Annotated in this window: 21 protein-coding genes and 1 pseudogene; 8 read left to right on the forward strand and 14 right to left on the reverse strand. The window is 70.4% G+C overall.

What is annotated here, in order from left to right:
- Nucleotides 1-67 precede the first annotated feature (67 nt).
- The 8 genes from M2271_RS15780 to M2271_RS15815 all read right to left on the reverse strand — a co-directional run bounded on the left by M2271_RS15780 (nt 68) and on the right by M2271_RS15815 (nt 9,058).
- Entirely contained in the window at nt 68-1,570 is a 1,503-nt protein-coding gene (locus tag M2271_RS15780) for a glycoside hydrolase 43 family protein (protein ID WP_280887830.1), read from the reverse strand.
- Entirely contained in the window at nt 1,567-2,415 is an 849-nt protein-coding gene (locus M2271_RS15785; RefSeq protein WP_280887931.1) for a PmoA family protein, read from the reverse strand. Before M2271_RS15785 ends, M2271_RS15780 begins: the two co-directional genes overlap by 4 nt.
- Nucleotides 2,416-2,417: 2 nt before the next feature.
- Entirely contained in the window at nt 2,418-3,572 is a 1,155-nt protein-coding gene (locus M2271_RS15790) for a Gfo/Idh/MocA family oxidoreductase (RefSeq protein WP_280887831.1), read from the reverse strand.
- Between the two features lie 121 nt (nt 3,573-3,693).
- On the reverse strand, nt 3,694-4,590 hold the full coding sequence (locus M2271_RS15795; protein ID WP_280887832.1) for a carbohydrate ABC transporter permease: 897 nt from the start codon (nt 4,588-4,590) through the stop codon (nt 3,694-3,696).
- Nucleotides 4,587-5,522 carry a sugar ABC transporter permease gene (locus tag M2271_RS15800; RefSeq protein WP_280887833.1) on the reverse strand — a complete coding sequence of 312 codons (936 nt, stop codon included), beginning with the start codon at nt 5,520-5,522 and terminating at the stop codon, nt 4,587-4,589. Before M2271_RS15800 ends, M2271_RS15795 begins: the two co-directional genes overlap by 4 nt.
- 229 nt (nt 5,523-5,751) lie before the next feature.
- Entirely contained in the window at nt 5,752-7,488 is a 1,737-nt protein-coding gene (gene araD, locus M2271_RS15805; RefSeq protein WP_280887834.1) for an L-arabinonate dehydratase, read from the reverse strand.
- Nucleotides 7,485-8,393, reverse strand: a complete 909-nt coding sequence (locus tag M2271_RS15810; RefSeq protein WP_280887835.1) for a dihydrodipicolinate synthase family protein — start codon at nt 8,391-8,393, stop codon at nt 7,485-7,487. Before M2271_RS15810 ends, araD begins: the two co-directional genes overlap by 4 nt.
- Nucleotides 8,390-9,058, reverse strand: a complete 669-nt coding sequence (locus tag M2271_RS15815) for a GntR family transcriptional regulator (protein ID WP_280887836.1) — start codon at nt 9,056-9,058, stop codon at nt 8,390-8,392. Before M2271_RS15815 ends, M2271_RS15810 begins: the two co-directional genes overlap by 4 nt.
- A gap of 210 nt (nt 9,059-9,268) precedes the next feature.
- Here M2271_RS15815 and M2271_RS15820 point away from each other — a divergent pair.
- Nucleotides 9,269-10,180: pseudogene (locus M2271_RS15820) on the forward strand (MFS transporter); the annotation flags it as partial.
- Here the strand turns inward: M2271_RS15820 and M2271_RS15825 are convergent.
- The gene (locus tag M2271_RS15825) at nt 10,117-11,280 is read right to left on the reverse strand and encodes a hypothetical protein (protein WP_280887837.1); all 1,164 of its coding nucleotides are present in this window, start codon (nt 11,278-11,280) and stop codon (nt 10,117-10,119) included. The pseudogene M2271_RS15820 and the gene M2271_RS15825 overlap by 64 nt on opposite strands.
- 192 nt (nt 11,281-11,472) lie before the next feature.
- On the reverse strand, nt 11,473-12,414 hold the full coding sequence (locus M2271_RS15830) for a 5-dehydro-4-deoxyglucarate dehydratase (protein WP_280887838.1): 942 nt from the start codon (nt 12,412-12,414) through the stop codon (nt 11,473-11,475).
- 227 nt (nt 12,415-12,641) lie between these two features.
- Between M2271_RS15830 and M2271_RS15835 the strand changes: the two genes are divergently transcribed.
- The 7 genes from M2271_RS15835 to M2271_RS15865 all read left to right on the forward strand — a co-directional run bounded on the left by M2271_RS15835 (nt 12,642) and on the right by M2271_RS15865 (nt 20,103).
- Complete coding sequence (locus tag M2271_RS15835; RefSeq protein WP_280887839.1) at nt 12,642-13,451, forward strand: NAD(P)-dependent oxidoreductase; 810 nt, start codon at nt 12,642-12,644, stop codon at nt 13,449-13,451.
- Nucleotides 13,452-13,715: 264 nt separating this feature from the next.
- Complete coding sequence (locus M2271_RS15840; protein WP_280887840.1) at nt 13,716-14,486, forward strand: DeoR/GlpR family DNA-binding transcription regulator; 771 nt, start codon at nt 13,716-13,718, stop codon at nt 14,484-14,486.
- Nucleotides 14,487-14,565: 79 nt separating this feature from the next.
- A complete protein-coding gene (locus M2271_RS15845; protein ID WP_280887841.1) occupies nt 14,566-15,939 on the forward strand; it encodes a sugar ABC transporter substrate-binding protein in 1,374 nt (457 codons plus the stop codon).
- Nucleotides 15,936-16,880 (forward strand): sugar ABC transporter permease, encoded by a 945-nt coding sequence (locus M2271_RS15850; RefSeq protein WP_280887842.1) that lies wholly within the window; start codon nt 15,936-15,938, stop codon nt 16,878-16,880. The genes M2271_RS15845 and M2271_RS15850 overlap by 4 nt, the downstream gene beginning before the upstream one ends.
- Nucleotides 16,877-17,728 (forward strand): carbohydrate ABC transporter permease, encoded by an 852-nt coding sequence (locus M2271_RS15855; protein WP_280887843.1) that lies wholly within the window; start codon nt 16,877-16,879, stop codon nt 17,726-17,728. The genes M2271_RS15850 and M2271_RS15855 overlap by 4 nt, the downstream gene beginning before the upstream one ends.
- Entirely contained in the window at nt 17,725-18,714 is a 990-nt protein-coding gene (locus M2271_RS15860) for a zinc-dependent alcohol dehydrogenase family protein (RefSeq protein ID WP_280887844.1), read from the forward strand. The genes M2271_RS15855 and M2271_RS15860 overlap by 4 nt, the downstream gene beginning before the upstream one ends.
- Nucleotides 18,715-18,882: 168 nt before the next feature.
- Entirely contained in the window at nt 18,883-20,103 is a 1,221-nt protein-coding gene (locus M2271_RS15865; protein ID WP_280887932.1) for a TerD family protein, read from the forward strand.
- An 81-nt stretch (nt 20,104-20,184) separates the two neighbouring features.
- On the opposite strand, the gene M2271_RS15870 is transcribed toward M2271_RS15865, so the two are convergent.
- The 4 genes from M2271_RS15870 to M2271_RS15885 form a co-directional block, all read right to left on the reverse strand.
- Nucleotides 20,185-21,057 carry a carbohydrate ABC transporter permease gene (locus M2271_RS15870; protein WP_280887845.1) on the reverse strand — a complete coding sequence of 291 codons (873 nt, stop codon included), beginning with the start codon at nt 21,055-21,057 and terminating at the stop codon, nt 20,185-20,187.
- The gene (locus tag M2271_RS15875; protein WP_280887846.1) at nt 21,047-22,078 is read right to left on the reverse strand and encodes a sugar ABC transporter permease; all 1,032 of its coding nucleotides are present in this window, start codon (nt 22,076-22,078) and stop codon (nt 21,047-21,049) included. The genes M2271_RS15870 and M2271_RS15875 overlap by 11 nt, the downstream gene beginning before the upstream one ends.
- A gap of 1 nt (nt 22,079) precedes the next feature.
- Nucleotides 22,080-23,387: an extracellular solute-binding protein gene (locus tag M2271_RS15880; protein WP_280887847.1), complete on the reverse strand. Its 1,308-nt coding sequence runs from the start codon at nt 23,385-23,387 to the stop codon at nt 22,080-22,082.
- Nucleotides 23,388-23,661: 274 nt separating this feature from the next.
- On the reverse strand, nt 23,662-24,705 hold the full coding sequence (locus M2271_RS15885) for a LacI family DNA-binding transcriptional regulator (protein ID WP_280887848.1): 1,044 nt from the start codon (nt 24,703-24,705) through the stop codon (nt 23,662-23,664).
- Between the last annotated feature and the right edge of the window lie 101 nt (nt 24,706-24,806).

Consider the following 24,806-nt stretch of genomic DNA (forward strand, 5'->3'; position numbering starts at 1 on the left):
GCGGAGCTACGAAATGGTGACGTGCGGTGCCGCGCGTCAGAGGGTGTTCAGAGGGTGGTGCCGTGCGTCAGAGCGTGGTGATGCGGAACGTCTCGAAGCTCGCCGCGCCGGCGTGTCCCGGTCCGGCGGGGGCGAGGGCGAACAGGCCGAGCAGAGCGCCGACCCAGCGCCAGGGGGTGGCGGCGAAGACAGGACCCGACGGCCTGAAGCCCTCGCCGACGTCGTAGAAGAAGCGGCAGCGCGCCCCGGCGCCGATCTCGATCCGCAGCCTGGCCCGTCCCTCGGGCGCGAGGCGCGGATGGTCGGCGTCGCGCTCCCGCTCCGCGACCGTTTCGGCGAACCGGTGGACGAGGTGGACCGTGCCGTCGGCGCCCCGCTGCAGGCCGATCCAGCTGAAGGCGTCCCCGAGGACCGCGAGTCCGGCGCGTGCTCCCGGCTCCTCGCCGTGCAACGTCAGTTCCACCTCGGCGGCGGACGGGGTGCCCGGCAGCCGCTGGGTGAGGACGTTCGGCAGGGTGCGCAGGTCGTGCGCGGCGGCCGCGCGGACGCAGGTCAGACGCAGCCCGTCCCCGGAGTGCTGGGTGGCCCAGCCGTCCTGGGGATCGGCGGTCCATGACCACTGGCGGCCGAAGCGTCCGCCGGGGAAGTCGTCGTCGGTGGCGGGGGCGGCGGCCGGCTGCGGCGGCAGGTCCGGCTTCTCGTGCACGGCGACGGGGGCGCCGTCGTCGCCGATCACCGGCCAGCCTCCCTCTGAGTCCCAGCGCATCGGCTGGAGGTGGACGACCCGGCCGTAGGCGCCGCGCTGCTGGAAGTGCAGGAACCAGTCCTCGCCCGAGGGGGTGCGCACCCAGCCGCCCTGGTGCGGCCCGTTGACGTCGGTGTCCTTCTGTTCGAGGACGACCTTCTCCTCGTACGGCCCGAAGAAGGAGCGGGAGCGGAAGGCGCCCTGCCAGCCGGTCTCCACGCTCCCGGCGGGGGCGAAGATCCAGAACCAGCCGTCGTGCCGGTAGAGCTTGGGGCCTTCGAGGGTGAACCAGCCGGGGATGCGGTCCCCGTCGACGATCACCTCGCCCTCGTCGAGGAGGGAGGTGCCGTCCGGGTGCATCCGGTGGCCGGTGAGACGGTTCTTGATGCCGGAGCGGGATTTGGCCCAGGCGTGCACGAGGTAGGCCTCGCCGGTCTCGTCGTCCCACAGGGGGCACGGGTCGATCAGGCCCTTGCCCTCCTTCACCAGGTGCGGGCGGGTCCACGGGCCGCGGATGCCGGGGGCGTTGACCTGGAAGACGCCCTGGTCGGGGTCGCCCCAGAAGATCCAGAAGCGGTCGTCGTGGTAGCGGAGGGAAGGGGCCCAGACTCCGCAGTCGTGGCGCGGGGTCCTGAACTCGGCCGCCGGTTCGAGGCGTTCGAGTGCGTGACCGACCAGGGTCCAGTTCACCAGGTCCCGGGAGTGCAGCAGCGGCAGGCCGGGGGCGCGGCCGAAGCTGGAGGCGGTGAGGTAGAAGTCGTCGCCGACGCGGATGACGTCCGGGTCGGACCAGTCCGCGTCGAGGATCGGATTGCGGTACGTCACTGGCTGACCGCCTTCCTGACCAGGGCCGCCGACGCGTCCCGGTCCAGCCGGCCGTCCGCGACCACGGTGACGATCCGCCGTACGACGGTGTCCCCGGGCGGGATCGGCAGCCGCTCGTCGTACGCCAGGGACGAGCCGACGCCCGGGTACTGGGCGGTGCGCACGAACCACGGGTCGCGGCGGGTCCGGTCGGTGGCGCCGGCGAAGACCAGGGTCCAGGTGGAGCCGGCCAGGGCGAGCCAGTCGGCGCGGGCGCCGTGGACCTCGGCCTCGCCCTCGGCGCCGGAGGTGAAGACCCGCGGGGCCTCTCGCTCCTTGCGGGCCCGCCAGAAGAACCCGCCGTAGGCGGCGCCGGGCCGGCCGTTGGTCGCCGGACTGCCGATGGACAGCGGGCCCGGGGTGACATTGGTGAGTGAGAAGGTGAAGTCCAACGCCCAGGCCCTGTCGGTGAGTTCGGTGGCCGCCACGGTACGGCGCTCGCGCAGCACCTCCGCTCCCGAGGCGACCCAGCGCAGCTCCTCCACGAAGCCGTCGGGGTCCCGCAGCTGGAACGTGGTGTGGCGCTGGGCGCCGTGGTTGTCGAGCTCGGTCGGACCCTGGTCGCGGACGTAGGTGCGGCCGCCCCAGAAGTTGGTCCCCTCGACGTCGGGAACGGCGACACCGACGCCGAGGTGGTGGGTGTGGTCGGCGGGGCTGAGCTCGGTGACCGCCGTGCCGGCCAGGGTGGTGACGGGGTGCAGGTAGGGGCGTGGGGAGAGCCGGACGGGCAGCTCGGGCCGGGTGACATACCGGCCAACCGGGCGGCCCGCGACACGCAGCACCGGCGTGTCGTTCGTGGTCGTCATCATCAGGTGCTCACCTCTTTGCGTGGAGCGTTCGGGGGCGTCCAGGGGGCGCCCAGCTCTGAGTAGAGGGCGAGGGTGTCGGCGGCGGCCGCGACCAGTCCGTCGATGCCGGGCACGACCCGCCGCTGCTCGTCGGGGAGCAGCTGCCAGGTCCCCGCCGGCAGCGGGGTCGGGTCGGGGGCCCGGCGGATCGCCTCGACGACCTTCATGAAGGAGCCCGTCGCCTCCGGCGTGACCAGCAGTTCGGCGCTGTCGGTGAGGTGGTCGACGAGGTTCTCGAGCAGGTCGGTGCGGCCGTACTCGTACTCCTCGGGGCCGTGGCCGGCGCGCTGGAGCAGGACGCGGTCCTGCTTGTACCAGAAGGTGATCCGGCCGCCGCTGCCGTGCACCAGGACGTAGGGCTCGCCGGGGTGCTCGGCGCACAGGGTCACGGCCACGGTCACCGGCAGGTCCTGAGCGGTGGTGACGCGGACGCACGAGGTGTCGTCGGACTCGATGGCGTTGGCGCGCAGCAGCTCGGTCTCGATCGCGCTGACGTCCTCGGCGCGCGGGGCGCCGGCCAGCGCCAGGGCGGTGGCGACGGCGTGCGCGAGCGGGTTGGTGAGCGCCCCGTCGATCACCTCGACCCCGTTCAGCCGCCGCTTGCCCGCCCAGGGGGCCCGCCGGTAGTAGGCCTCGGGCCGGGCCCAGGCACCGGCGCCGCCGACCCCGGTGAGCTCGCCGATCACGCCTTCGTCGATCATCCGGCGGATCGCGGGCACCGCGTGCGAGCCCAGCGACTGGAAGCCGATCTGACAGGCGACCTGGGCCGCGGCGACCCCGTCGGCCATCCGGCGGAACTCGGCGTAGGAAGGGGCGGGCGGCTTCTCCAGCAGGAGGTGCACGCCCTTGCCGGCGGCGGTCAGCGCCAGGTCGGTGTGGGTCGGGATCGGCGTGCAGACCACCGCGATCCGGGCGCCCGTGGAGTCGAGGAGGGCACCGAAGTCGGCGGACTGCTCCGGCGCACCGAGGCCCTCGGGGATCTCGTCCCCGGTCAGCGGGGTCAGCTCGCAGATCCCGGCGAGCCGCACGATGCCCTTGTCCTGGAGCCGGCGGATGTTGTCGAGGTGCCAGCGGCCGTGGCCACGCGCGCCCGCCAGGACGACGGGTACGGTCATGGGATCCTCCCCGCGCCCGCGCCGCGTGCCACCTCTCGGTCGGCCGTGGCGGCGTTGTCGATCGGTATCGCCCTGTCGTGGTCGGCGAACCGGCTCCGGGAGAGGGTGATCTGACGGATCCTCATCCCTTCACCGCCCCCGCGCTGAAGCCGGTGATCAGCCACTTCTGGATGAAGGCGAACACGATCACGACCGGGACGGCCGCGATGATGCCGCCCGCGGCGAGCGCGCCGAGGTCGACGCTGTCCGCGCTCATCAGGGAGTTGAGGCCGACGGGGATGGTCTGCTTGCTCTGGTTGTTCAGGAACATCAGGGCGAACAGGAAGTGGTTCCAGGAGTGCACGAAGGCGAACGAGCCGACGGCGATCAGACCGGGCCTGAGCAGCGGCAGGACGACGATCCTGAAGGCGGTCATCCGGTTGCAGCCGTCGACCCAGGCCGCCTCCTCCAGCGAGTACGGCACGTTCTTGATGAAGTTGCTGATCAGGATCATCGACAGCGGCAGCTGGAAGACCGTCTCCGCGATGATGACGCTGCCCAGCGAGTTGATCATCTTCAGCTCGGCGAAGATCTCGAACAGCGGCACCAGGAGCAGCGCGCCCGGCACGAACTGGGAGCAGAGCAGGGCCAGCATGAACGCCTGCTTGATCTTGAAGTTGAAGCGGGCGAGAGCGTAGCCGCCGGCCAGCGCGACGAGGGTGGTCATCAGAAGGGTGGCGACGCCGACGAGCACGCTGTTCTGGAAGTAGGTGCCGAAGCTGCGGTCCGTCCAGACCTTCTCGAAGTGGTCGAAGGTGATCGGCCAGGGCACCAGCGAGCTGGAGCCGGCCGGGCGCAGCGCGAAGAGCAGGATCCAGTAGAACGGGATCAGGGTGAAGACGAGGTAGATCGACAGGGGCAGATAGATCTGCCAGCGCGGGGCCTCGTCCCAGTTGCGGCCGGCCTTGCGGGGCCGCGGGGGGTCGGGGAGCACAGGCGCGGGGGCGGGCGCCGGCTGGGTGGCCTCCTTGGTGATCACTTGGCCTCTTTTCCGAACTTGCTCAGCCGCAGATAGATCATCGAGCAGAACAGCAGAATCACGAACGCGACCGTGGTCAGGGCGGACGCGTAGCCGAAGTTGTGGGCGTCGACGCTGGTGTTGGCGATGTAGAGCGGGAGGGTGGTGGTCTCCCCCGCGGGTCCGCCGCCGGTCAGGGTGTAGAGCAGGTCGACGTTGTTGAACTCCCACACCGCGCGCAGCAGCGTGGCCAGGACGATCGCGTCCTTCAGGTGCGGCAGGGTGATGTGCCAGAACTGTTTGATCCGGCCGGCCCCGTCGACCTCGGCGGCCTCGTACAGGTCCTTCGAGACGGACTGCAGGTCGGCGAGGATGAGGATCGCGAAGAAGGGGACACCGCGCCACAGGTCGGCCACGACCGCCGCCGGGAACACGGTGGAGGTGTCCGACAGCCAGCTGGTGCCGTAGCTGCCGATGCCCATGTCCGCGAGGTACCGCGTGATGCCGGTCTGGGAGTTGTAGAGCAGCACCCAGATCGCGGAGGTCAGTACGCCGGAGACGGCCCACGGGGAGAAGACCATCGCGCGGCCCAGCCCTCGTCCGACGAAGGTCTGGTTGACGATCAGCGCCAGCGCCAGCCCGAACAGCAGCTGCAGCCCGACCTCGACGACGACCCACTTGGCGCTGAAGGTGATCGTGTCCCAGAACACCGGGTCGTCGGTGAAGGCGTGAACGAAGTTGTCGAAGCCCGCGTAGCCGTTCCGCCACGGCTTGGTGGGGTTGTAGTTCTGCAGGCTGTAGTAGAAGACGCTGATCACCGGGTAGGCGATGAAACCCAGCATGAGCAGGGCGGCCGGGGCGATCAGCAGGTACGGCAGTCTGCGGGGCGTGGCGGATCCACGGCGCCGCCGGGGTGGCGCGGGCGGCTTCGCCACGGCTGCGGCTTGGGCCATGACTGTTCTCCGTTCTCGTACGTCGTCGTACGCGGTGCTTACGTCGTGCAGGAAGCGCTTTCTCTCTGCGCAGGGAGGTGCAAGGTGGTGCACGGTGTGCGGGGGGCGTGCGTGGTCGTACCGGGGCGTGCGTGGTCGTACCGGGGCCTGCGGATGGTGCACGACCGTGCACGGTCGTACCGGGACGTGCACGGTCGTGCGGGGCGTGCGGCGTGCGGGCGGTGGCTCTTCAGCCGGCGTACGGGTCCTGCACCTTGCCCGGACGGGCCAGGAACTCGAAGTCGCAGCCGGTGTCGGCCTGCGTGATCTGCTCGTTGTAGAGCGCGCCGTACCCGCGCTCGTACCGCACGGGCGGGGGCGTCCACTGCGCTCGTCGCCGCTCCAGCTCCTCGTCGTCCACGTGGAGCTGGAGACTGCGCGCCTCGACGTCGAGGGTGATGCTGTCCCCGGTGCGGACGAGGGCGAGCGGACCGCCGACGTACGACTCCGGGGCCACGTGCAGCACACAGGCGCCGTAACTCGTGCCGCTCATCCGGGCGTCGGAGATGCGGACCATGTCCCGTACCCCCTGCTTGAGCAGGTGGTCGGGGATCGGCAGCATCCCGTACTCGGGCATGCCCGGGCCGCCCTTGGGCCCGGCGTTGCGCAGCACCAGCACCGTGTCGGCGGTGATGTTCAACGACGGGTCGTTGATGGTCCGTTGCATGGTCCGGTAGTCGTCGAAGACGACCGCGGGCCCGGTGTGTTCGAGCAGGTGCGGCTCGGCGGCGATGTGCTTGATGACCGCGCCGTCCGGGCAGAGGTTGCCGCGCAGCACGGCCACCCCGCCCTCCGCCGCCACGGGGTTGTCCCGGGTGCGGATGACGTCGTCGTTGTGCACCTGCGCGCCGGTGATCTGCTCCCGCATGGTGTCGTACGAGACGGTCGGGCGCTCCAGGTGGAGCAGGTCCGGGATCCGGGAGAGGAACCCGGGCAGACCGCCCGCGAAGTGGAAGTCCTCCATGAGGTACTTCTGTCCGCCGGGCCGTACGTTGGCCAACACCGGGACCGTACGGGCGATGCGGTCGAAGTCGTCCAGGGTGAGCCTGGCGCCGGCGCGGCCCGCCATGGCGATCAGATGGATCACCGCGTTGGTGGAGCCGCCGAGGCCGAGGACCGTGGTGACGGCGTCCTCGAAGGCGTCCTGGGTGAGGATGTCCGAGAGCTTGCGGTCCCGGTGGACGAGTTCGACGATCGTCAGGCCGGCCTTGGCGGCCATCCGGTCGTGTCCGGAGTCGACGGCGGGGATGCTGGACGCGCCCGGGACGGTCACCCCGAGGGCTTCCGCGGCGGCGGTCAGCGTGGAGGCCGTACCCATCGTCATGCAGTGGCCGGGCGAACGGGCGAGGCCGCTCTCCAGCTCGGTCATCTCGCAGTCACTGATGAGGCCGGCCCGCTTGTCGTCCCAGTACTTCCACATGTCGGTGCCGGAGCCGAGGATCTCGTTGCGCCAGTGGCCCGGCAGCATCGGCCCGGCGGGCACGAAGACGGCCGGCAGGTCGACGCTCGCCGCACCCATGAGCAGGGCGGGCGTGGACTTGTCGCAGCCGCCCATCAGCACGGCGCCGTCGACGGGGTACGACCGCAGCAGTTCCTCGGTCTCCATCGCGAGCATGTTGCGGTAGAGCATCGGGGTCGGCTTCTGGAAGGTCTCGCTGAGCGTGGAGACCGGGAACTCGAGCGGGAAGCCCCCGGCCTGCCACACCCCGCGCTTGACGGCCTGAGCGCGATCCCTCAGATGCACATGACACGGGTTGATGTCCGACCAGGTGTTGAGGATCGCGATGACCGGCTTGCCCAGGTGTTCCTCGGGGAGGTAGCCGAGCTGGCGGGTGCGGGCGCGGTGGCTGAAGGAGCGCAGGCCTTCGGTGCCGTACCACTGATGGCTTCTGAGCTCTTCGGGGCGCTTTTTGACCGGCTCGTTCATATCGCCCACCCGGAGGCTATGGCGGCGACCTCGGTCCGCTCGTCCTCGGACAGCGGGCTGCTCGGCGGGCGGACGTCACGGCGGCACAGGCCGAGGGAAGCGAGGGCCTCCTTGACGACGGTGACGTTGTTGGCGGAGCCGTTGGCCGCGCGGAGTTCCTCGAAGCGGCGGATCTGCTCCCAGACCTTCATGGCGGCCGGGTAGTCGCCGGACCGAAGGGATTCGATCATGTTCAGCGAGACGGACGGGGCGACGTTCACGAGTCCGGAGGTGAAGCCCGTGGCGCCCGCGGAGAAGTACGAGGGAGCGTAGGGCTCGGCGAGGCCGGCGACCCACACGAAGCGGTCGAGGCCCGCGTCGCGGGCGAACGCCGCGAACCTGGCCGCGTCCGGGACGGCGTACTTCACGCCGATCACGTTGGGGCAGGCGTCGGCGAGTTCGGCCAGACGAACGCCGTGCAGCTGCGCGTTGCGCAGGTACGGGACGACGCCCAGCTCCGGCACCGCCTCGGCGATGGCACGGTGGTAGTCGACCCAGCCGCTCTGCGAGACGTACGGGTGGACCGGCTGGTGGACCATGACCATCTGCGCCCCGAGCTCGCGGGCGTGCCGCGCGGAGGCGATCGCGGTGGGGGCGTCGTGGCCGACGCCGACGAGGACGACCGCCCGCTCCCCCGCCTCGTCGACGGTCAGCTCGGTGACGAGCTGCCGCTCCTGGGGCGTCAGTGCGTAGAACTCGCCGGTGTTGCCGTTCGGGGTCAGGGTCCTGACCCCGCCGTCGAGCAGACGACGCAGCAGGGCCCGGTGGGTGTCCTGGTCGACGGAGCCGTCCTCGGCGAAGGGAGTCACCGGGATCGCCACCACGTCGGCCAGGGCCGCCCGCTGGGTCTCGAACGTCGTTGTCATGCCTGACCGTCCTTTCCGTGGGCCTCTGACCCCGCTTGCGGGAAGGCCCGTTCGACGAAGGACGCGATGTGTGCGTGCAGGGCACGTCCGGCCCCGTCGGCGTCACCGGCCAGGGCGAGCCGCAGGATCTCCCGGTGCTCACCGGCCTCCCGCTCCCAGGAGGGCGAGGCCGCCCAGGCGACGGCGGAGACGAGGGCGGCCTGGTCGCGGACCTCGTCGAGCATCCGGCCGAGCAGCGGGTTGCCGCACGGGAGGTACAGGGCGCGGTGGAACTCCCGGTTGGCGAGGGAGCGTTCGGCGGTGTCCGTGGAGTCGTCGGCCCGGGTCAGCGCGTCCCGTGCGGCGTCGAGGGAGGCCCCTCGCCGCACCGCCCGCTTCAGCGCCTCGGGCTCCAGGAGCAGCCGCACGTCGTACACCTCGCGCGCCATGTCCGCGTCCACCATGCGCACCGTGACGCCCTTGTACTGGCTCATCACGACGAGCCCGGTGCCGGCCAGGGTCTTGAGCGCCTCGCGCACCGGGGTCTTGGACACCCCGAACTGTGCGGCGAGTTCGGTCTCGACGAGGGCCTGACCGGGCGTCAACTGCCCGGTGAGGATGCGGTGCTTGATCCCTTCCAGCACGTACTGCGTGCGGGAGGGGATCGGCGTGGGCACAGAGGTCATGCGCGCCTCTCGGATCTCGCGGACCGGATCTCAGGGATCGGATCTCACATATCGCGTCTCATATATGACGTACGAAGTACGACCCGGTTGAAGTTAGGAGGAGACTCGTGTTTCGTCAATGCTTCTGACAGAAGAACAGGAAGTGCGGCGACACCGAGCGCGCATCCGCCCGCCGGGCGACTCCCCGGCGCCTCGCCGCCCCGGGACGTGGTGCTGTTCGTGTACGGCGCCGCGGGCGTCGTACACGACGCGGCGGAGTCGGCTCTGGTCACGGCCGCCGTCGACCCGTCCCTGCTGGGCGACTTCAACGGCCTGCGAATGACGGCCACCGAGAGCATGAAACTCGTGGCCCCCCTGGCGGGTGCCGGGCTCTACGCGGCGTACGGCGGCCCGGGCGTCGCCCTGCTGGACGCCCTCACCTTCGTGCTCGCCGCCGGCCTGTACGCCGGTCTCCGCGTCCGCGAGAGCAGGCCCGGGCCGCCGCCGCCCACGACCGGGTGGTGGGCACAGACCGGCGAGGGGGCCCGCCGTCTCCGGGCAGACCCGCTGCTGCGTTCCCTGGTCCTGGCCGGCGGCGCCACCATGCTCTGCGCGGGCCTGAACGGGGCGATGATCTACGCCGTCATCGACGACCTCGGGCACTCTCCCGCGTACGCCGGCGTGCTGTACGCCGTCCAGGGCGCCGGGTCCGTGGCGGTCGGACTGTTCTCCGGGCCCGCCCTGCGGCGCCTCGGCGAGCGCCGTTTCGCCGCGTACGGCATCGCCCTGACCGCTGCCGCGGCGGGCCTGCGAGCCGTGCCGTCCGACGCGGTGGCCGTGGTGTGCAGCGCGGCGATCGGTGCGGGCCTGCCCTGTGTGCTGATCGCCGCGCTCACCGCCGTACAGCGCCGGACACCGGACGCCCTGCTCGGCCGGACGGCTGCCACGGCCCACACCCTGCTGTTCGCTCCGAACGTCCTCGGGTTGGCCGTGGGAGCCGTTCTGGTCGAAGTCCTCGACCAGCGGCCCCTGTTGGCCGTACTGGGCGCGCTGTGGCTGCTGACGGGGCTGCCACTGTTTCAGAGGCCGGCGAGGGCCTCGCGTACCGCCTCCAGGTCGCCGTCCGATGCCAACCCGGCGTGATACAGCCGCAGTTCCGTGGCCCCCAGCTCCCGGGCCCGCGCCGCGTCCGCCACGAGCGTGCCGGGGCTGCCGCCCATCCCGGAGACGACGCCGAAGTTGGCGGCGACCACGGCACCTGGCTGCCGCTGCTCCACGAACGGCGTCAGCAGGCCGGGGCCGCCCGCGCACGGGACGACGACGCCGTCCGCGACGGACAGGATGTGCGCGGGGTCGACGCCCGGGTTGGCGCCGACGTGGTAGGCCACGGGGTCGGCGTGCAGCAGGACCTGGAAGCCCTCGGGGGCGGCAGCGCGGACCTTGGCGACCGCCGTCTCCTGGAGGGTGCGGGCGGTGTCGTCGCGCCACGCGCGCGTGGCGGCCGCGTTCGCCTCGCCGAGCAGCTTCTCGACCCCCGCCCAGCCCCCGTCGTCGGGCGCGCCCCGCCACAAAGGCTCCAGCGCCCCGCGTACGGCGGCCGCCAGCTCGTCGGCGTCCAGACCCTGTCGGCCGTACCCGTCCCGGCAGGTCGGGCAGAAGCAGAGCGCCATGAGGTACATCCCGGCATCGCCGAGCGGCACCCCGCCGGTCTTGTCGTGGGCGTGCAGGTGCTGGAACCCGTACCAGCCGAGGGACTCCAGTTCGGTGCCGCGCGCGCCGGGCCGTACGGCGGCCTCGGCGGCCAGGTCGACGAGGTACGCGCGGGTGGCGGGCTGTGCGATGCACGGGGCCCACGGGTAGCGGTCGCCGTAGGCGTTGACGACCGACGTGTCCGGGTGCTCGGCGCCCAGACGGGAGTTGTGCGCGAGGACGACCCAGGTGTGCACCTCCAGGCCGGCGTCCGCGAGCGCGGCGGCGGCCTCCCCGAAGGCGTCACCGGGTGCCCAGTCGCCGGCCGCGTACGGGCGCAGCTTCCGGCCGTCCCAGCGGTCGTCCGTGGGGTAGAGCACGGCCGCGTGCTCGGCGGTGACGATGCGGCGGTGGGGATGGCGGGGGGTCAGGGCGCGGGTGGAGTGGTAGGCGGCGGCGAGGGTCGCCTGCCGCACGCCGAGCGCGGCGATGCGTCCCGCGGCCTCCGGGTCCCCGTTGACATCCCAGGGGTAGACGAACGTCGACGCCTTCACTTGTCCTCCGCCTTCACGTGCTTGTCCTCCGCCTTCACGTGCTTGTCCTCCGCCTTCACGTGCTTGTCCTCCGCCTTCACGTGCTTGTTCTCCGCTTTCACGTGCTCGCTTCGCCGCTTTCACGTGCCCGTTCCGGGCGTTCTCCTGCCCTCGACCGGCCGTGCGTTCACTCGCCCTCGACCGGCCGTGCGTTCACTTCCCCTCGTCCAGCAGCGCGTACCCGCGCTCGGTGATCTGGGCGAGCTGCTTGACATGATCCTCGCTCGGCTCGTGCAGCGGGGGCCGCACCTCCCCCACGTCGAGTCCGCGCAGCCGTACGCCGGCCTTGACGAGGGCGACAGCGTACCCGCGGCCCTGAGCGCGCAGCTCGACGAAGGGGCGGTAGAAGCCGTCGAGGAGGCGGTGGGCGGTGGTGTCGTCGCCGGTCTTGTGGGCCTCGTAGAAGGCGAGGGCGATCTCGGGCGCGAAGCAGAACGTGGCGGACGAGTAGAGCGTGACGCCGAGGCCGCGGTAGGCGAGCTGGGTCTGTTCGGCGGTCGGCAGACCGTTGAAGTAGAGGAAGTCACCGGGGGCCTCGGTGCGGACGGCGCTGATGATCCGCTGCAGCAGGTCGAGGTCGCCGAGCCCGTCCTTGAAGCCGATGATCCCGTCGGTGCGGGCCAGCTCCACCACGGTTTCCGGGGTGAACACGGCGTTGTCGCGCTGGTACACGATCACCGGCAGCGGGGTCGCCGCGGCCACCTCCCGGTAGTGCCGCAGCAGCCCCTCCTGGCCGGCGACGACGAGGTAGGGCGGCATGGCGAGCAGCCCGTCGGCCCCGGCCGCCTCGGCCAGCCGTGCGTACCGCACGGCGAGCGCGGTGCCGTATCCGGCGCCGGCGACGACCGGTACCCGGCCCGCCGTCTCCTCGACGGCCGCCCGGACGCACGCCTCGTACTCCTCGGGCGCGAGCGCGTGGAACTCCCCGGTGCCGCAGCAGGCGAAGACGGCGGCGGCGCCGGCCTCCACGCCTCGGCGCACATGCGTGCGGAGGGCGTCGAAGTCGACGGAACCGTCGGGGCCGTAGGCGGTGACGGGGAAGAACAGCGGCCCGCCGGGAATGCCGAGGCGAGTGGCGAGGGGGGCTGACGTCACGGGCTCTCCCTAGAACAGGCGCTCATGTTTCTGACTTAAATCTATATTTATGAACGCCATCACCCTAAGGAGCCCCTTCGATGCCGGTCAAGCGCACAAACCGGCATGACAGAAGCGGATTCCTTCGGTCCACGCCACACTTGACGGAGAACACCCACGATCCCTAGCGTGTCCACGCATGTGAATGGAATCCATGCATGCGGCCGTCGACTCAAGGAGACCCGAGGATGCCCGCTCCCCGCACCGTTCTGCTCACCGGCGCCGCCGGCGGACTCGGCACCCTGATGCGGAACCTGCTCCCGGCCTTCGGATACGAACTGCGTCTGCTCGACGTGCGCCCGATCGAGGGCGACCCGGACGCCGTCACCGCGGACCTCGCCGACCGGGACGCCCTACGGGAGGCCGTGCGGGGCGTCGACGCGATCATCCACCTCGCGGGCATCTCCCTGGAGGCCCCCTTCGAGAAGATCCTCAAGGCCAACATCGAGGGGACGTACAACCTGTACGAGGCCGCCCGCGAGGAGGGCGTACGACGCATCGTCTTCGCCTCCTCCAACCACGCGGTCGGCTTCACGCCGCGCCCCCAGGGCGACGACCCCCTCATCCCGATCGACACCCCGCGCCGCCCGGACACCTTCTACGGCCTGTCCAAGTGCTTCGGCGAGGACCTCGCCCAGCTCTACTGGGATCAGCACGGCATCGAGACCGTCTCCGTGCGCATCGGCTCCTGCTTCCCCGAACCGACCAGCGTGCGCATGCTCTCCGTGTGGATGAGCCCCGCCGACGGCGCCCGGCTCTTCCACGCGGCCCTGACCGCCGAGGACGTGAAGCACACCGTCGTCCACGGCTCCTCCGCCAACACCCGCCTGTGGTGGGACCTGTCCACCGCGCGGGCCCTCGGCTACACACCGCAGGACGACTCCGAGCCGTACGCCGAGAAGCTGATCGCCGAACAGGGTGAGCTGGACCCGGACAACGTGGCACACGCCTACCTGGGCGGCCACTTCGTCAGCGACCCGCCGATCTGGCCGTACTGACACTTGTGCGAGCGCACTTCTGGGGCGGGCGGGCACCGAACGGGCCCGCCCGCCGCCGTATTCGGGCATCCGAGCTGCCCGATCTGACCCGTCGTCACGCAGCCCCCCAGGTCCGAGACGATCATCACCCGCCGGGAACGGGCACATCCGGGCAGGATCGGGCTGACATCAGGCCTGGTCAGTGACGCGCCCCCGCTGTAGAACTTCCCCCATGGGTCTCACCGGGCCCGAACGGGCAAGGAAGCGCGGAGGCAGGTGTCGGCCATGCACATCAAGTCGGCAGAGGAACGCCAGCGGGAGATCGTACGGGTCGCCCGCGCCACCGGCTCGGTCGACGTCACCGCGCTCGCCGACGAACTGGGCGTGGCCAAGGAGACCGTACGGCGGGATCTGCGCGCCCTGGAGGACCACGGTCTGGTCCGCCGCACCCACGGCGGGGCCTATCCGGTGGAGAGCGCCGGCTTCGAGACGACGCTCGCCTTCCGCGCCACCAGCCATGTCCCCGAGAAACGCCGGATCGCGGCCGCCGCGGCCGAACTGCTCGGGGACGCCGAAACGGTCTTCGTCGACGAGGGCTTCACCCCGCAGCTCATCGCCGAGGCACTGCCCAGGGACCGGCCGCTGACCGTGGTCACCGCGTCCCTGCCGGTCGCGGGCGCGCTCGCCGAGGCCGAGAACATGTCCGTCCTGCTGCTGGGCGGCCGGGTCCGCTCCGGCACCCTCGCCACGGTGGACCACTGGACGACGAAGATGCTGGCCGGCTTCGTCGTCGACCTCGCCTACATCGGCGCCAACGGCATCTCCCGCGAACACGGCCTGACCACCCCCGACCCCGCGGTCAGCGAGGTCAAGACGCAGGCGGTCCGGGCCGCGCGCCGCACGGTGTTCGCGGGCGTGCACACCAAGTTCGGAGCGGCCAGCTTCTGCCGGTTCGCCGAGATCGGCGTCCTGGAGGCGATCGTGACGAGCGCCCTCCTCCCCTCGGCCGAGGCCCACCGCTACTCACTGCTGGGACCACAGGTCCTCCGCGTCTGAAACAACCGACACACCGGCAAGAGGGGCGCTTCCCCACCCTGTGGCGCCCTTTATCTCCCTATACGTCCAGGAGCGATCCATGCGAACCCAGAGCCGACGACGGCCCCCGCGAGCCACGCTCGCCATGGCCGTCGCAGGGACGCTGCTCGCCCCGCTGCTCTCCGGCTGCTGGGTCGGAGCGGGCGGGGCGGGATCGGGTGGCAACTCGATCAACGTCCTGATGGTCAACAACCCCCAGATGGTCGAGCTGCAGAAGCTCACCGCCGCCCACTTCACCCAAGAGACCGGCATCAAGGTCAACTTCACCGTCCTGCCCGAGAACGACGTCCGCGACAAGATCAGCCAGGACTTCGCCAACCAGGCGGGCCAGTACGACGTGGCCACCCTGTCCAACTACGAGATCCCGATCTACGCCCGCAACGGCTGGCTGCACGAGATGAACTCCTACGTCGCCAAGGACCCGGCGTACGACGAACAGGACGTCCTCAAGCCGATGCGTCAGTCCCTCACCGGGGACGACGGCAAGCTCTACGGCCAGCCCTTCTACGGCGAGTCGTCCTTCCTGATGTACCGCAAGGACGTCCTGGCCGAGAAAGGTCTGACGATGCCCGCGCACCCGACCTGGACCCAGGTGGCCGACCTGGCCGCCAAGGTCGACGGGGCCGAGCCCGGCATGAAGGGCATCTGCCTGCGCGGCCTGCCCGGCTGGGGCGAGGTGATGGCGCCCCTGACGACGGTCGTGAACACCTTCGGCGGCACCTGGTTCGACAAGGACTGGAAGGCGCGACTGGACTCCCCCGAGTTCGAGAAGGCGGTGAAGTTCTATGTCGACCTGGTGCGCGATCACGGCGAGTCCGGTGCCGCCCAGTCCGGCTTCGCCGAGTGCCTCAACAACATCACCCAGGGCAAGGTCGCCATGTGGTACGACGCCACCTCCGCCGCCGGTTCCCTGGAAGCGGCGAACTCCCCGGTCAAGGGCAAGCTCGGCTACGCCCCCGCCCCCGTCGAGAAGACCAGGTCCGCCGGCTGGCTCTACACCTGGGCCTGGGGCATCCAGGACGCCTCCCGCAACTCCGACAAGGCCTGGAAGTTCGTCTCCTGGGCGTCCAGCAAGCAGTACGAGCAGCTGGTCGGCGACCAGATCGGCTGGGCCAACGTCCCGGCGGGCAAGCGCGCGTCGACGTACACGAATCCCGCCTACGCCAAGGAGGCCGCCGCCTTCCAGGAGATGACCAAGAAGGCCATCGAGGGCGCCCGGCCGAACGACCCGGGCGTGCAGCCGCGCCCCGCGCCCGGCATCCAGTTCGTCGGTATCCCCGAGTTCACCGATCTCGGCACCAAGGTCTCCCAGGAGATCAGCGCGGCCATCGCCGGACGCCAGTCCGTCGAGTCGGCCCTGAAGAAGTCCCAGCAGCTCGCCGAGCGGATCTCCGAGGAGTACGAGGGACGATGACCGCCACCACGACGGCCCCGCCGGCCACCACCACCACCGTAAGCACCGCACCACCACAGTCCTCCGACCGCCTGCGGGCCTGGGCCACGAGAGCGCCCCTGCTCCCCGCCCTGATCTTCATGGTCGCGGTGACCCAGCTCCCCTTCGTGGCCACGCTGGTGATCTCCTTCTTCGACTGGAACGCCCTCTATCCCAAGGCCCGCCACTTCACCGGCTTCGACAACTACCAGCAGGTACTGACCGACGCCGACCTGCGCGAATCCGTGTGGACGACGGTCCTGCTGACGGTCGCGGTGGTCGTCGCCAGCCTGGTGCTGGGCCTGGCCCTGGCGCTGCTGCTGGACCGGAAGTTCCGGGGCCGGGGCGTGGTCCGCACGCTGCTGATCGCCCCGTTCCTGGTGGTCCCGGTGGCCGCCGCCCTGCTCTGGAAACATGTGCTCTACAACCCCGAATACGGCCTGTTCAATGGGCTGTTGCACTATGTGGGCGGCCCACAGCCCGACTGGATATCAGGCACTCCGCTGCTCGCGGTCGAGGCGTCCCTGGTCTGGCAGTGGACCCCGTTCATGATGCTGATCCTGCTGGCCGGCCTGCAGAGCCGGGACCAGCAGCAGATGGAGGCCGCGCGGGTGGACGGCGCGAGTGACTGGCAGATCTTCCGCTACCTGACGCTCCCGCACCTGCGCCGCTACCTCGAACTCGGCGCGCTGCTGGGCTCGATCTACATCGTCCAGAACTTCGACGCGGTGTTCACCATCACCTCGGGCGGCCTGGGCACCGCCAACCTCCCCTACACCGTCTACCAGAGCTTCTACCAGGCCCACGAGAACGGCCTCGCCTCGGCCGCCGGTGTCCTGGTGGTCATCGGCTCGATCATCATCGCGACCTTCGCCCTGCGCGTGGTGTCGTCCCTGTTCCGCGAGGAGGTGGGCCGGGCATGAGCAGCATCGCCGTACGACCCCGCAGTGACCGTCGCAAGGGCGCGGGCCTGGGCCTGGTGGCCTGGCTGCTGGGCATCCTGTTCTTCCTGCCCGTCGCCTGGATGGCCCTGACGTCCTTCCACTCGGAGCAGGACGCGGCCACCAACCCGCCCTCCTTCGGGGCGGCCCTGAGCCTGGACAGCTACCGCGAGTTCTTCGGCACGGGCGGCGGCGCGAGCCCCTGGCCGGCGCTGATCAACTCCACGGTGGCGTCGCTCGCGTCGACGCTGTTCGTCCTTCTGCTGGCCTTCCCGGCGGCCTACGCGCTGTCGATCCGCCCGGTGAAGAAGTGGACGGACGTCCTGTTCTTCTTCCTGTCGACGAAGATGCTCCCGGCCGTGGCGGGCCTGCTGCCGATCTACCTGTTCGCGAAGAACACCGGCATGCTGGACAACATCTGGCTGCTGGTCATCCTCTACACCTCGATGAACCTGCCGATCGCGGTGTGGATGATGCAGTCCTTCCTCGCCGAGGTCCCGGTCGCGGTGATCGAGGCGGCGAAGGTGGACGGCGCGCGCCTGCCGACGATCCTCGCGCGCATCGTCGCCCCGATCGCCCTCCCGGGAATCGCCGCGACAGCGCTCATCTGCTTCATCTTCAGCTGGAACGAGCTGCTGTTCGCCCGAGTGCTGACCGGCGTGGCGGCCGAGACGGCCCCCGTCTTCCTGACCGGCTTCATCACCAGCCAGGGCCTGTTCCTGGCGAAGGTGTGCGCCGCGTCGCTCGTGATCTCCCTGCCGGTGCTCGCCGCGGGGTTCGCCGCCCAGGACAAGCTGGTCCAGGGCCTGTCGTTGGGAGCCGTGAAATGAAGGCCGCCGTCATCGAGTCCGTGGGCCGTGCCGTCGTCACCGAGGTCCCTGACCCGACACCGGGCCCCCGCGAGGTCGTCGTCGAGGTCGCCGCCTGCGGCCTGTGCGGCACCGACCTGCACATCCTCCAGGGCGAGTTCGCGCCCAAGCTGCCCATCGTCCCCGGGCACGAGTTCGCGGGCGCGGTGGTCGGGGTGGGCACCCAGGTCACGGAGCTCGCGGTCGGCGACCGGGTCGCGGTGGACCCCTCGCTGTACTGCTACGAGTGCCGGTACTGCCGTGCGGGCCACAACAACCTCTGCGAACGGTGGGCCGCGATCGGGGTCACCACGGCCGGAGGCGCGGCGCAGTTCGCGGTGGCCCCGGTGGCCAACTGCGTGAAGCTGCCCGAGCACGTGCGCACGCAGGACGCGGCCCTGGTCGAACCGCTCTCCTGTGCCGTCCGCGGCTACGACGTCCTCCAGTCCCGCCTCGGCGCACATGTCCTGATCTACGGCTCCGGGACGATGGGCCTGATGATGCTGGAGCTCGCCAAGCGGACGGGGGCGGCGAGCGTGGACATGGTGGACATCAACGCACAGCGCCTTTCCACGGCGAAGCTGCTCGGGGTGTCGTCCTCGGCGACGAGCGCCGACGAACTCGACCGGCCGCAGGGCTGGGACGTCGTGGTCGACGCGACCGGCAACGCGGCGGCGATCCAGGACGGCCTGGACCGCGTGGCCAAGGCGGGCACGTTCCTCCAGTTCGGCGTCGCCGACTACGCGACCCGCGTGACGATCGACCCGTACCGCATCTACAACCAGGAGATCACCATCACCGGCTCGATGGCGGTCCTGCACAGCTTCGAGCGGGCGGCGGAGCTCTTCGCAGGCGGTGTCCTGGACCCGGAGATCTTCATCAGCGACCGCATCCCCCTGGACCGCTACCCCGAGGCGCTCGACCAGTTCAAGTCGGGGGTGGGGCGGAAGATCGTGGTGGTGCCGTAGCCCTGTCGTCACCTTCCCGCCTGTCCGACCTTCCCGCCTGTCCGACGGTACGGCCGTCGGACAGGCCCCGGGGGTGACAGCCTCCGGGGGTGACGGCCTCCGACCCGATTGGCTCTTGGGTAAGGGAACGGTAAAACGGGCTCGCTCGTTCACCCGGGTATGACAGCTATGACCCCCGGCTCGAACATCCCCCTCTCCGCCGCCCGCGTGACGGTGGACGTCGCCGCCCCGGTGCGGCTCGACGTATCGGGCCTGCTGCTCACCGCCGACGGCAAGGTGCGCTCCGACGACGACTTCATCTTCTACAACCAGCCCACCGGGCCCGGCGTGACCTACCGCTCGGGCGGTGGCACGGCCCCCGACTCGATCACGGTCGACACCAGTGCCGTCCCGCCGGGCATCGAGAAGATCGTCGTCACCGCCAGCCCGGACGCCGCCGGCCAGACGTTCCAGGGCATCGAACCGACGGCCACCATCCGCAACGGGGACGACAACAGCGTCCTGGCCACGTTCACGCCCCCGCAGCTCGGCGCCGAGACGGCCCTGGTGATCGTGGAGGTCTACCTCCGCAACGGCGCCTGGAAGGCCCGCGCGGTCGGCCAGGGATACGCCAACGGCCTCGCGGGCATCGCCACCGACTTCGGCGTCTCCGTGGAGGAGCCCGCGGCCCCGGCCGCCGCTCCCGCCCAGCCGGTGACCCCTCCCCCTCCGGCCACGCAGCCCTCGGTGGCGCCGCTCGACCCGCGGGTCACCGCACCCCCGGCCCCCGCCGCGCCGCCGGCGGCCCCGCCCGCCCCCACCCTCGGCGCCGGAAAGATCAACCTCGACAAGGGCCGGGTCAGCCTCCAGAAGAACCAGACCGTCTCCCTGGTCAAGGGCGGCCGCCCACTGCTGTCCCAGGTCAAGATGGGCCTCGGCTGGGAACCGGCGTACCGCGGCAAGGACATCGACCTGGACGCCTCGGTCATCGCGTACGGCCCGCAGCGCAACCACGTCGACAGCTGCTACTTCGGCAAGCTCTCCATCGTCGGCGGCGCGATCAAGCACTCCGGCGACAACCTCACGGGTGAGGGCGGCGGCGACGACGAGGTGATCGTCGTCGACCTCGGCCGGCTCCCGCAGGACGTCACCGGGCTGGTTTTCACGGTGAACTCGTTCTCCGGCCAGAAGTTCACCGAGGTCGCCAAGGCCTACTGCCGCCTCCTGGACGCCGCGTCCGGTGAGGAACTCGTCCGCTTCGACCTCACCAGCGCCGAACCCCAGACGGGCGTGCTGATGGCCAAGCTGATCAAGCAGTTCTCCGGCGAGTGGGAGATGACGGCCATGGGCGAATTCGTGAAGGCCCGCACGGTCCGCAACATGGTGAAGCCGGCGGCCAAGGCCCTGTGACCACCCACCGCGACGACCACTCGGGCGCCCCCTTCTCAGGGGGCGCCCGGTGTTCAACGCCCGGTGTTCAACGGCCGGCGATCACATCTTCGTCGCCCCCGCCGCGAGGTCCCGCAGGAAGTGCCGTGCCCCGAACAGGAAGACGATGATCAGCGGGACGACGCTCATCAGTGCCCCGGCCATCACCAGGGAGTAGTCGGTGTTGTACAGGACGTTGAGGTTCGCCAGCGCGACCTGGAGGGTGACCTTGTCGGGGTCGATCATGACGACCAGCGGCCAGATGTAGTCGTTCCAGATGCTGATGAACGTGAAGATGCCGAGGAAGGCCAGGGCCGGCCGGAACAGCGGCATCGCGATCTGCCAGTACAGCCGGAAGAAGCCGGCGCCGTCGATCCGCCCGGCGTCCAGCAGTTCGTCGGGCAGCGAGTTCTGGGCGTACTGGCGCATCCAGAAGATACCGAAGGCGTTGGCCGCGCCGGGAATGATCAGCGCCTTCAGTGAACCGGCCCAGCCGAACTCGGCCATGGTGACGAACTGCGGCACCAGGGAGAGCTGCGCGGGAATCATGTACGTGACCAGCAGCGCGCCGAAGAGGAACTTCTTGGCCGGGAACTCGTACTTGGCGAAGGCGAACGCGGCCAACGAGTCGAAGAACAGCACCAGCGCGGTCCCGAGCACCGCGGCGACGACGGTGTTGAACAGCGAGCCCCAGAAGTCGACGGTGTCGAGTACCCGCCGCATGTTCTCCAGGAGATGCGGCCCCGGTATCAGCTTGGGCGGGTAGCGGTAGATGTCCTCGGTGGTGCCGGAGGCCATCACCACCAGCCAGTAGAAGGGGAACAGCGAGATCACCACCCCGAGCAGCAACACCCCTCGGACACCGGCCCGGGTGAGTCTGCTGCCGGACCCGATGGCGAGGCCCGCGCTGCCGGTCGTCCTCTCGTCAGCGGCCATTGCGGGCCCCCTTGCGACGCAGCAGTGACCTGATGCCGCCGCGGTCCTCGCGGTCGGAGCCCGAGACCAGCCGCCAGTTGATGAGGGTGAAGACCGCGATGATCGCGAAGAGGAGCCAGCCCATCGCGGCCCCATAGCCGAACTGGTGGTCCTTGAAGGCCTTCTGCCACAGATAGAGCACGATGGTCATACCTTCCTGGCCGGGTCCGCCCGTGGTGCCGACGTCGGTCGACTGGAAGAGCACCTGGGACTCGGTGAAGATCTGCAGGCCATTGATGGTGGACGTGACGGCGGCGAAGAGGACCACCGGCCGCAGTTGCGGGAGCACGACCCGGAAGAGGGTCTGCCAGCTGTTCGCACCGTCGACCCGGGCGGCCTCGAAGTGCTCGGTGGGGATGGCCTGGAGGCCCGCCAGGAAGATCAGGGCGTTGTACCCGACCCACCGCCAGATGATCATGATCGAGAGGGACGACTTGATCCCCCACTCGGAGGCCAGCCAGCCCACACCGTCCACCCCGACCAGCCGCAGCGCCGAGTTGGCGAGGCCCGTCTGGGCGAAGACCGAGCCGAAGACGACCGTCATGGCGACCATCGAGGTGACGTTGGGGATGAAGTACGCCACCCGGTAGACACCGGTGAACCGGACCTGCGAGTGCAGCAGGAACGCGAGCACCAGGGCCAGGAACAGCATCGGCACCGTGGACAGGAACCAGATCTCGAAGGTGTTGAGAACCGAGTGCCAGAACACCGAGTCCTGGAGCAGCCAGCCGTACTGCTTGAGGCCGACGAAGCGCATGTCGCCGATGCCGTCCCAGTCCTGGAAGGACAGGTACAGGGAGAAGACCACCGGGAAGGCGCCGAAAAGGGCGAACAGCACATAGAACGGGGAAATGGCGAGGAGGGGCCCGAGATGACGTCGGCGTCCGCCCGGGACGGTGGCGCGGGAGCCGCGGCCGTCCGCCCGCTCCGGACCGTCGGCCGCGGGGGCACCGGCATTCGCCGGGTCGGCGACTGTGGTCACGTCAGCTCACCCCCAGCCGGGACAGCGTGGTCTCGGCGGTGTTCACCGCGTCCCGCCAGGCCCTCTCGGGTTTCTTGCCGAGCGATTCCACGTTGGTCAGCTCCTGGAAGAACGGGGTGTTGGCGGTCTCCTCGTACGGACTGAAGTAGACGACCGGAGCCTTCTGGGCGGCCGGACCGAAGACGTCGATGGGCTGCTGACCGCCGAAGAAGGGGTCGGGCCTGTGCATCGCGGGGTCGGCATAGGCGGCCGGAGTGGTGGGGAACAGGGCCATCTCCTGGTAGCTCTTGAGCTGGTTCGCCGGGCCGAGCAGCCACTTCAGGAAGGCGAAGGCGGCCTCCGGGTCGCGGCAGTAGCGGGTCAGGGTGACGTACGACCCGCCGTAGTTGGCGGGGCCGTCCGGCATGGTGGTCAGCCGCCAGGCCCCGGACGTCTTCGGCGCGGTGTCCTTGAGGGTGTTGATGGCCCACACCGCCGTGGTCATCGAGGCGACCCGGCCGCCGCTCATGGCCGCGTTGAAGTCGGGCGTGCCGTCCGTGATCCTGGCGCTGAGCCCTTGGCGGAGCATCTCCACGGACACGTCCCAGGCGTGTCGGATGTGGGACTGGTCGCCGATGAAGCGGTTGTCGGCGTCCACGAACTGCTTGGGGCTCTGGAGCAGGACCTGTTGGAAGACATTGCCGACGTTGCTCACCAGGTACGGCTTGCCGGGGCCCTTCGTCCGGAGCGTCCGCCCGGCGGCGAGGTACTTCTCCCAGGTGTCGATCTCCGCGGCGACCTCCTGCGGCTCGTCGGGCAGTCCGGCCCGCCGGAAGAGGTCCCTGCGGTAGTAGAGCGCGGTGGGGCCGGCGTCGAGAGGGAAGCCGATCATCCGGCCCGACGGGGTGAAGCATGCCTTCCACTTCCAGTCGAGGTACTGGTCGCGGACCGTTTCCGCGCCCAGCGTCCGCAGGTCGAGGAACTCGTTCTCGTCCGGGAAGAACGTGGCGAGGTTGTCGTTGTTCACGACCGTCAGGTCCGGCACATAGGCACGGGCGGCGAGACTGGTGCGCACCTTCGAGTCGATGTCGCCGTCGGGGATCTGGGAGCCCCGCACCTTCAGCCCCGGCACGCCGGGTACGGCACGCCTGGCGGTGGCGAGCAGGGAGTCGCTCAGCGAGCCCTTCCAGTACCAGAGGCTCAGGTGGTCGGTGCCCGTGGAGGCCGAGCCGTCGTCCGCCCCGCATCCCGACAGGCCCAACAGGGCTCCGCCGACTCCGCCGAGGGAGGCTCCCAGCAGACGTCTGCGGGAGATCGTTCGGTGTTCCATCGGCGCGCACTCACTTTCCGGGCACGGCTCGGCCGGGGCAGGGCGCTGCCGCGGGCCCGTCTGCAGGGGGACAAAAGAAGACAACGATGTCGACCGGTGGTTCCGGGCTCGGGGCCGACACCGACTTGGGGTTCTTGAGGTCCGTGAACGTTCACGTGAACGTTGCCGTCGAGTATCAGGGTGGCTGAAAACCAGTGTCAAGGGACCGACGGCGGCAATGTGCTGACGCACCTTCGACGGCCCGGCGGCGTCAGGCGGAACCCCGTACCACCCGTCAGGCGGAACCCCGTACCACCAGTTCGGGAATCACCCAGGCGTCCGCCCCGTCGAGCGGCTTCTCACCCGCCCGCAACCGGGCCACCTGATCGACGGCCAGCCGTCCCAGCCGGCGTTTGTCGAGGTGCAGGGTGGTCAGCGCGGGCTCCACCAGCTCGCCCAGCGAGAGCCCGTCGAAGCCCATGACGGCCAGGTCGTCGGGCACCCGTAGGCCACGGCGCCGGGCGGCCCGCATCGCGCCGACGGCGATCAGGTCGTTGAAGCCGAAGACGGCGGTCATCTCGGGCCGCGCGCCCAGCAGTTGCTCCAGGCCGGCCGCACCACCGGCGACGCTGTGCTCGGGGCACCGTACGATCCAGCTCTCGTCGACGGGCAGGCGGTGCCGCCGGACCTCGGCCAGGAAGGCCTCCCGCCGGGGGCCGGGAACGTCCAGCCGGTCGCCGTCGAGCATGCCGATGCGGCGGTGACCCGAGCGCACCAGGTGGGCGACGCCCTGCTCCAGCCCTGCGGCGGCGTCGATGCCGACGGCGGCGAACCGGGTCTGCTGCGGGCCGCGCTCCAGCAGTACCAACGGCACCCCGCCGAGGTGCCGGGCGAGGACGTCGTCCGCGTTCTTGAAGTAGCCCAGGACCGCGTCCGCCTGGTGGGACAGCATGTCGAGTGCCTCCCGCTCCCGGACCCCGTCGGTACGGGAGTCCCACACCACCACCTGCCAGCCGCGCTGCTCGGCGGCCTCCAGCACTCCGGCGGCCACCTCGGGGAAGAACGGGTTCATCAGGTCCGGGATCACCAGCCCCGCCGTCACGGTCCCCTTGCGCACCAGGCCCCGCGCGAACCGGCTCGGCCGGTAGTCCAGCCGCCGTGCCACCTCGAGCACCCGCTCCTTGGTGGCCGGGTCGATCTCGCCCTTGTCGTTGACCGCCCGGGAGACCGTCTGCCGGGACACTCCCGCCAGTTGGGCGACGTCATGGATGGTGGCCCGGCGGCGGGGGCCGTCAGGCTGGTCGGTACGCGGCTCCCGCTGCTGGTTATCGGCCCACACGCTGTGCACTGTATCCGGCCGTCGCGGACCCGGCGTCGGAGCCGGGGCCAGGACCTGTCCGCCTGCGGCATGATCGGCTCCGCCTGCGGCATGATCGGCTC

Source organism: Streptomyces sp. LBL, assembly GCF_029893585.1.
GTDB lineage: Bacteria > Actinomycetota > Actinomycetes > Streptomycetales > Streptomycetaceae > Streptomyces.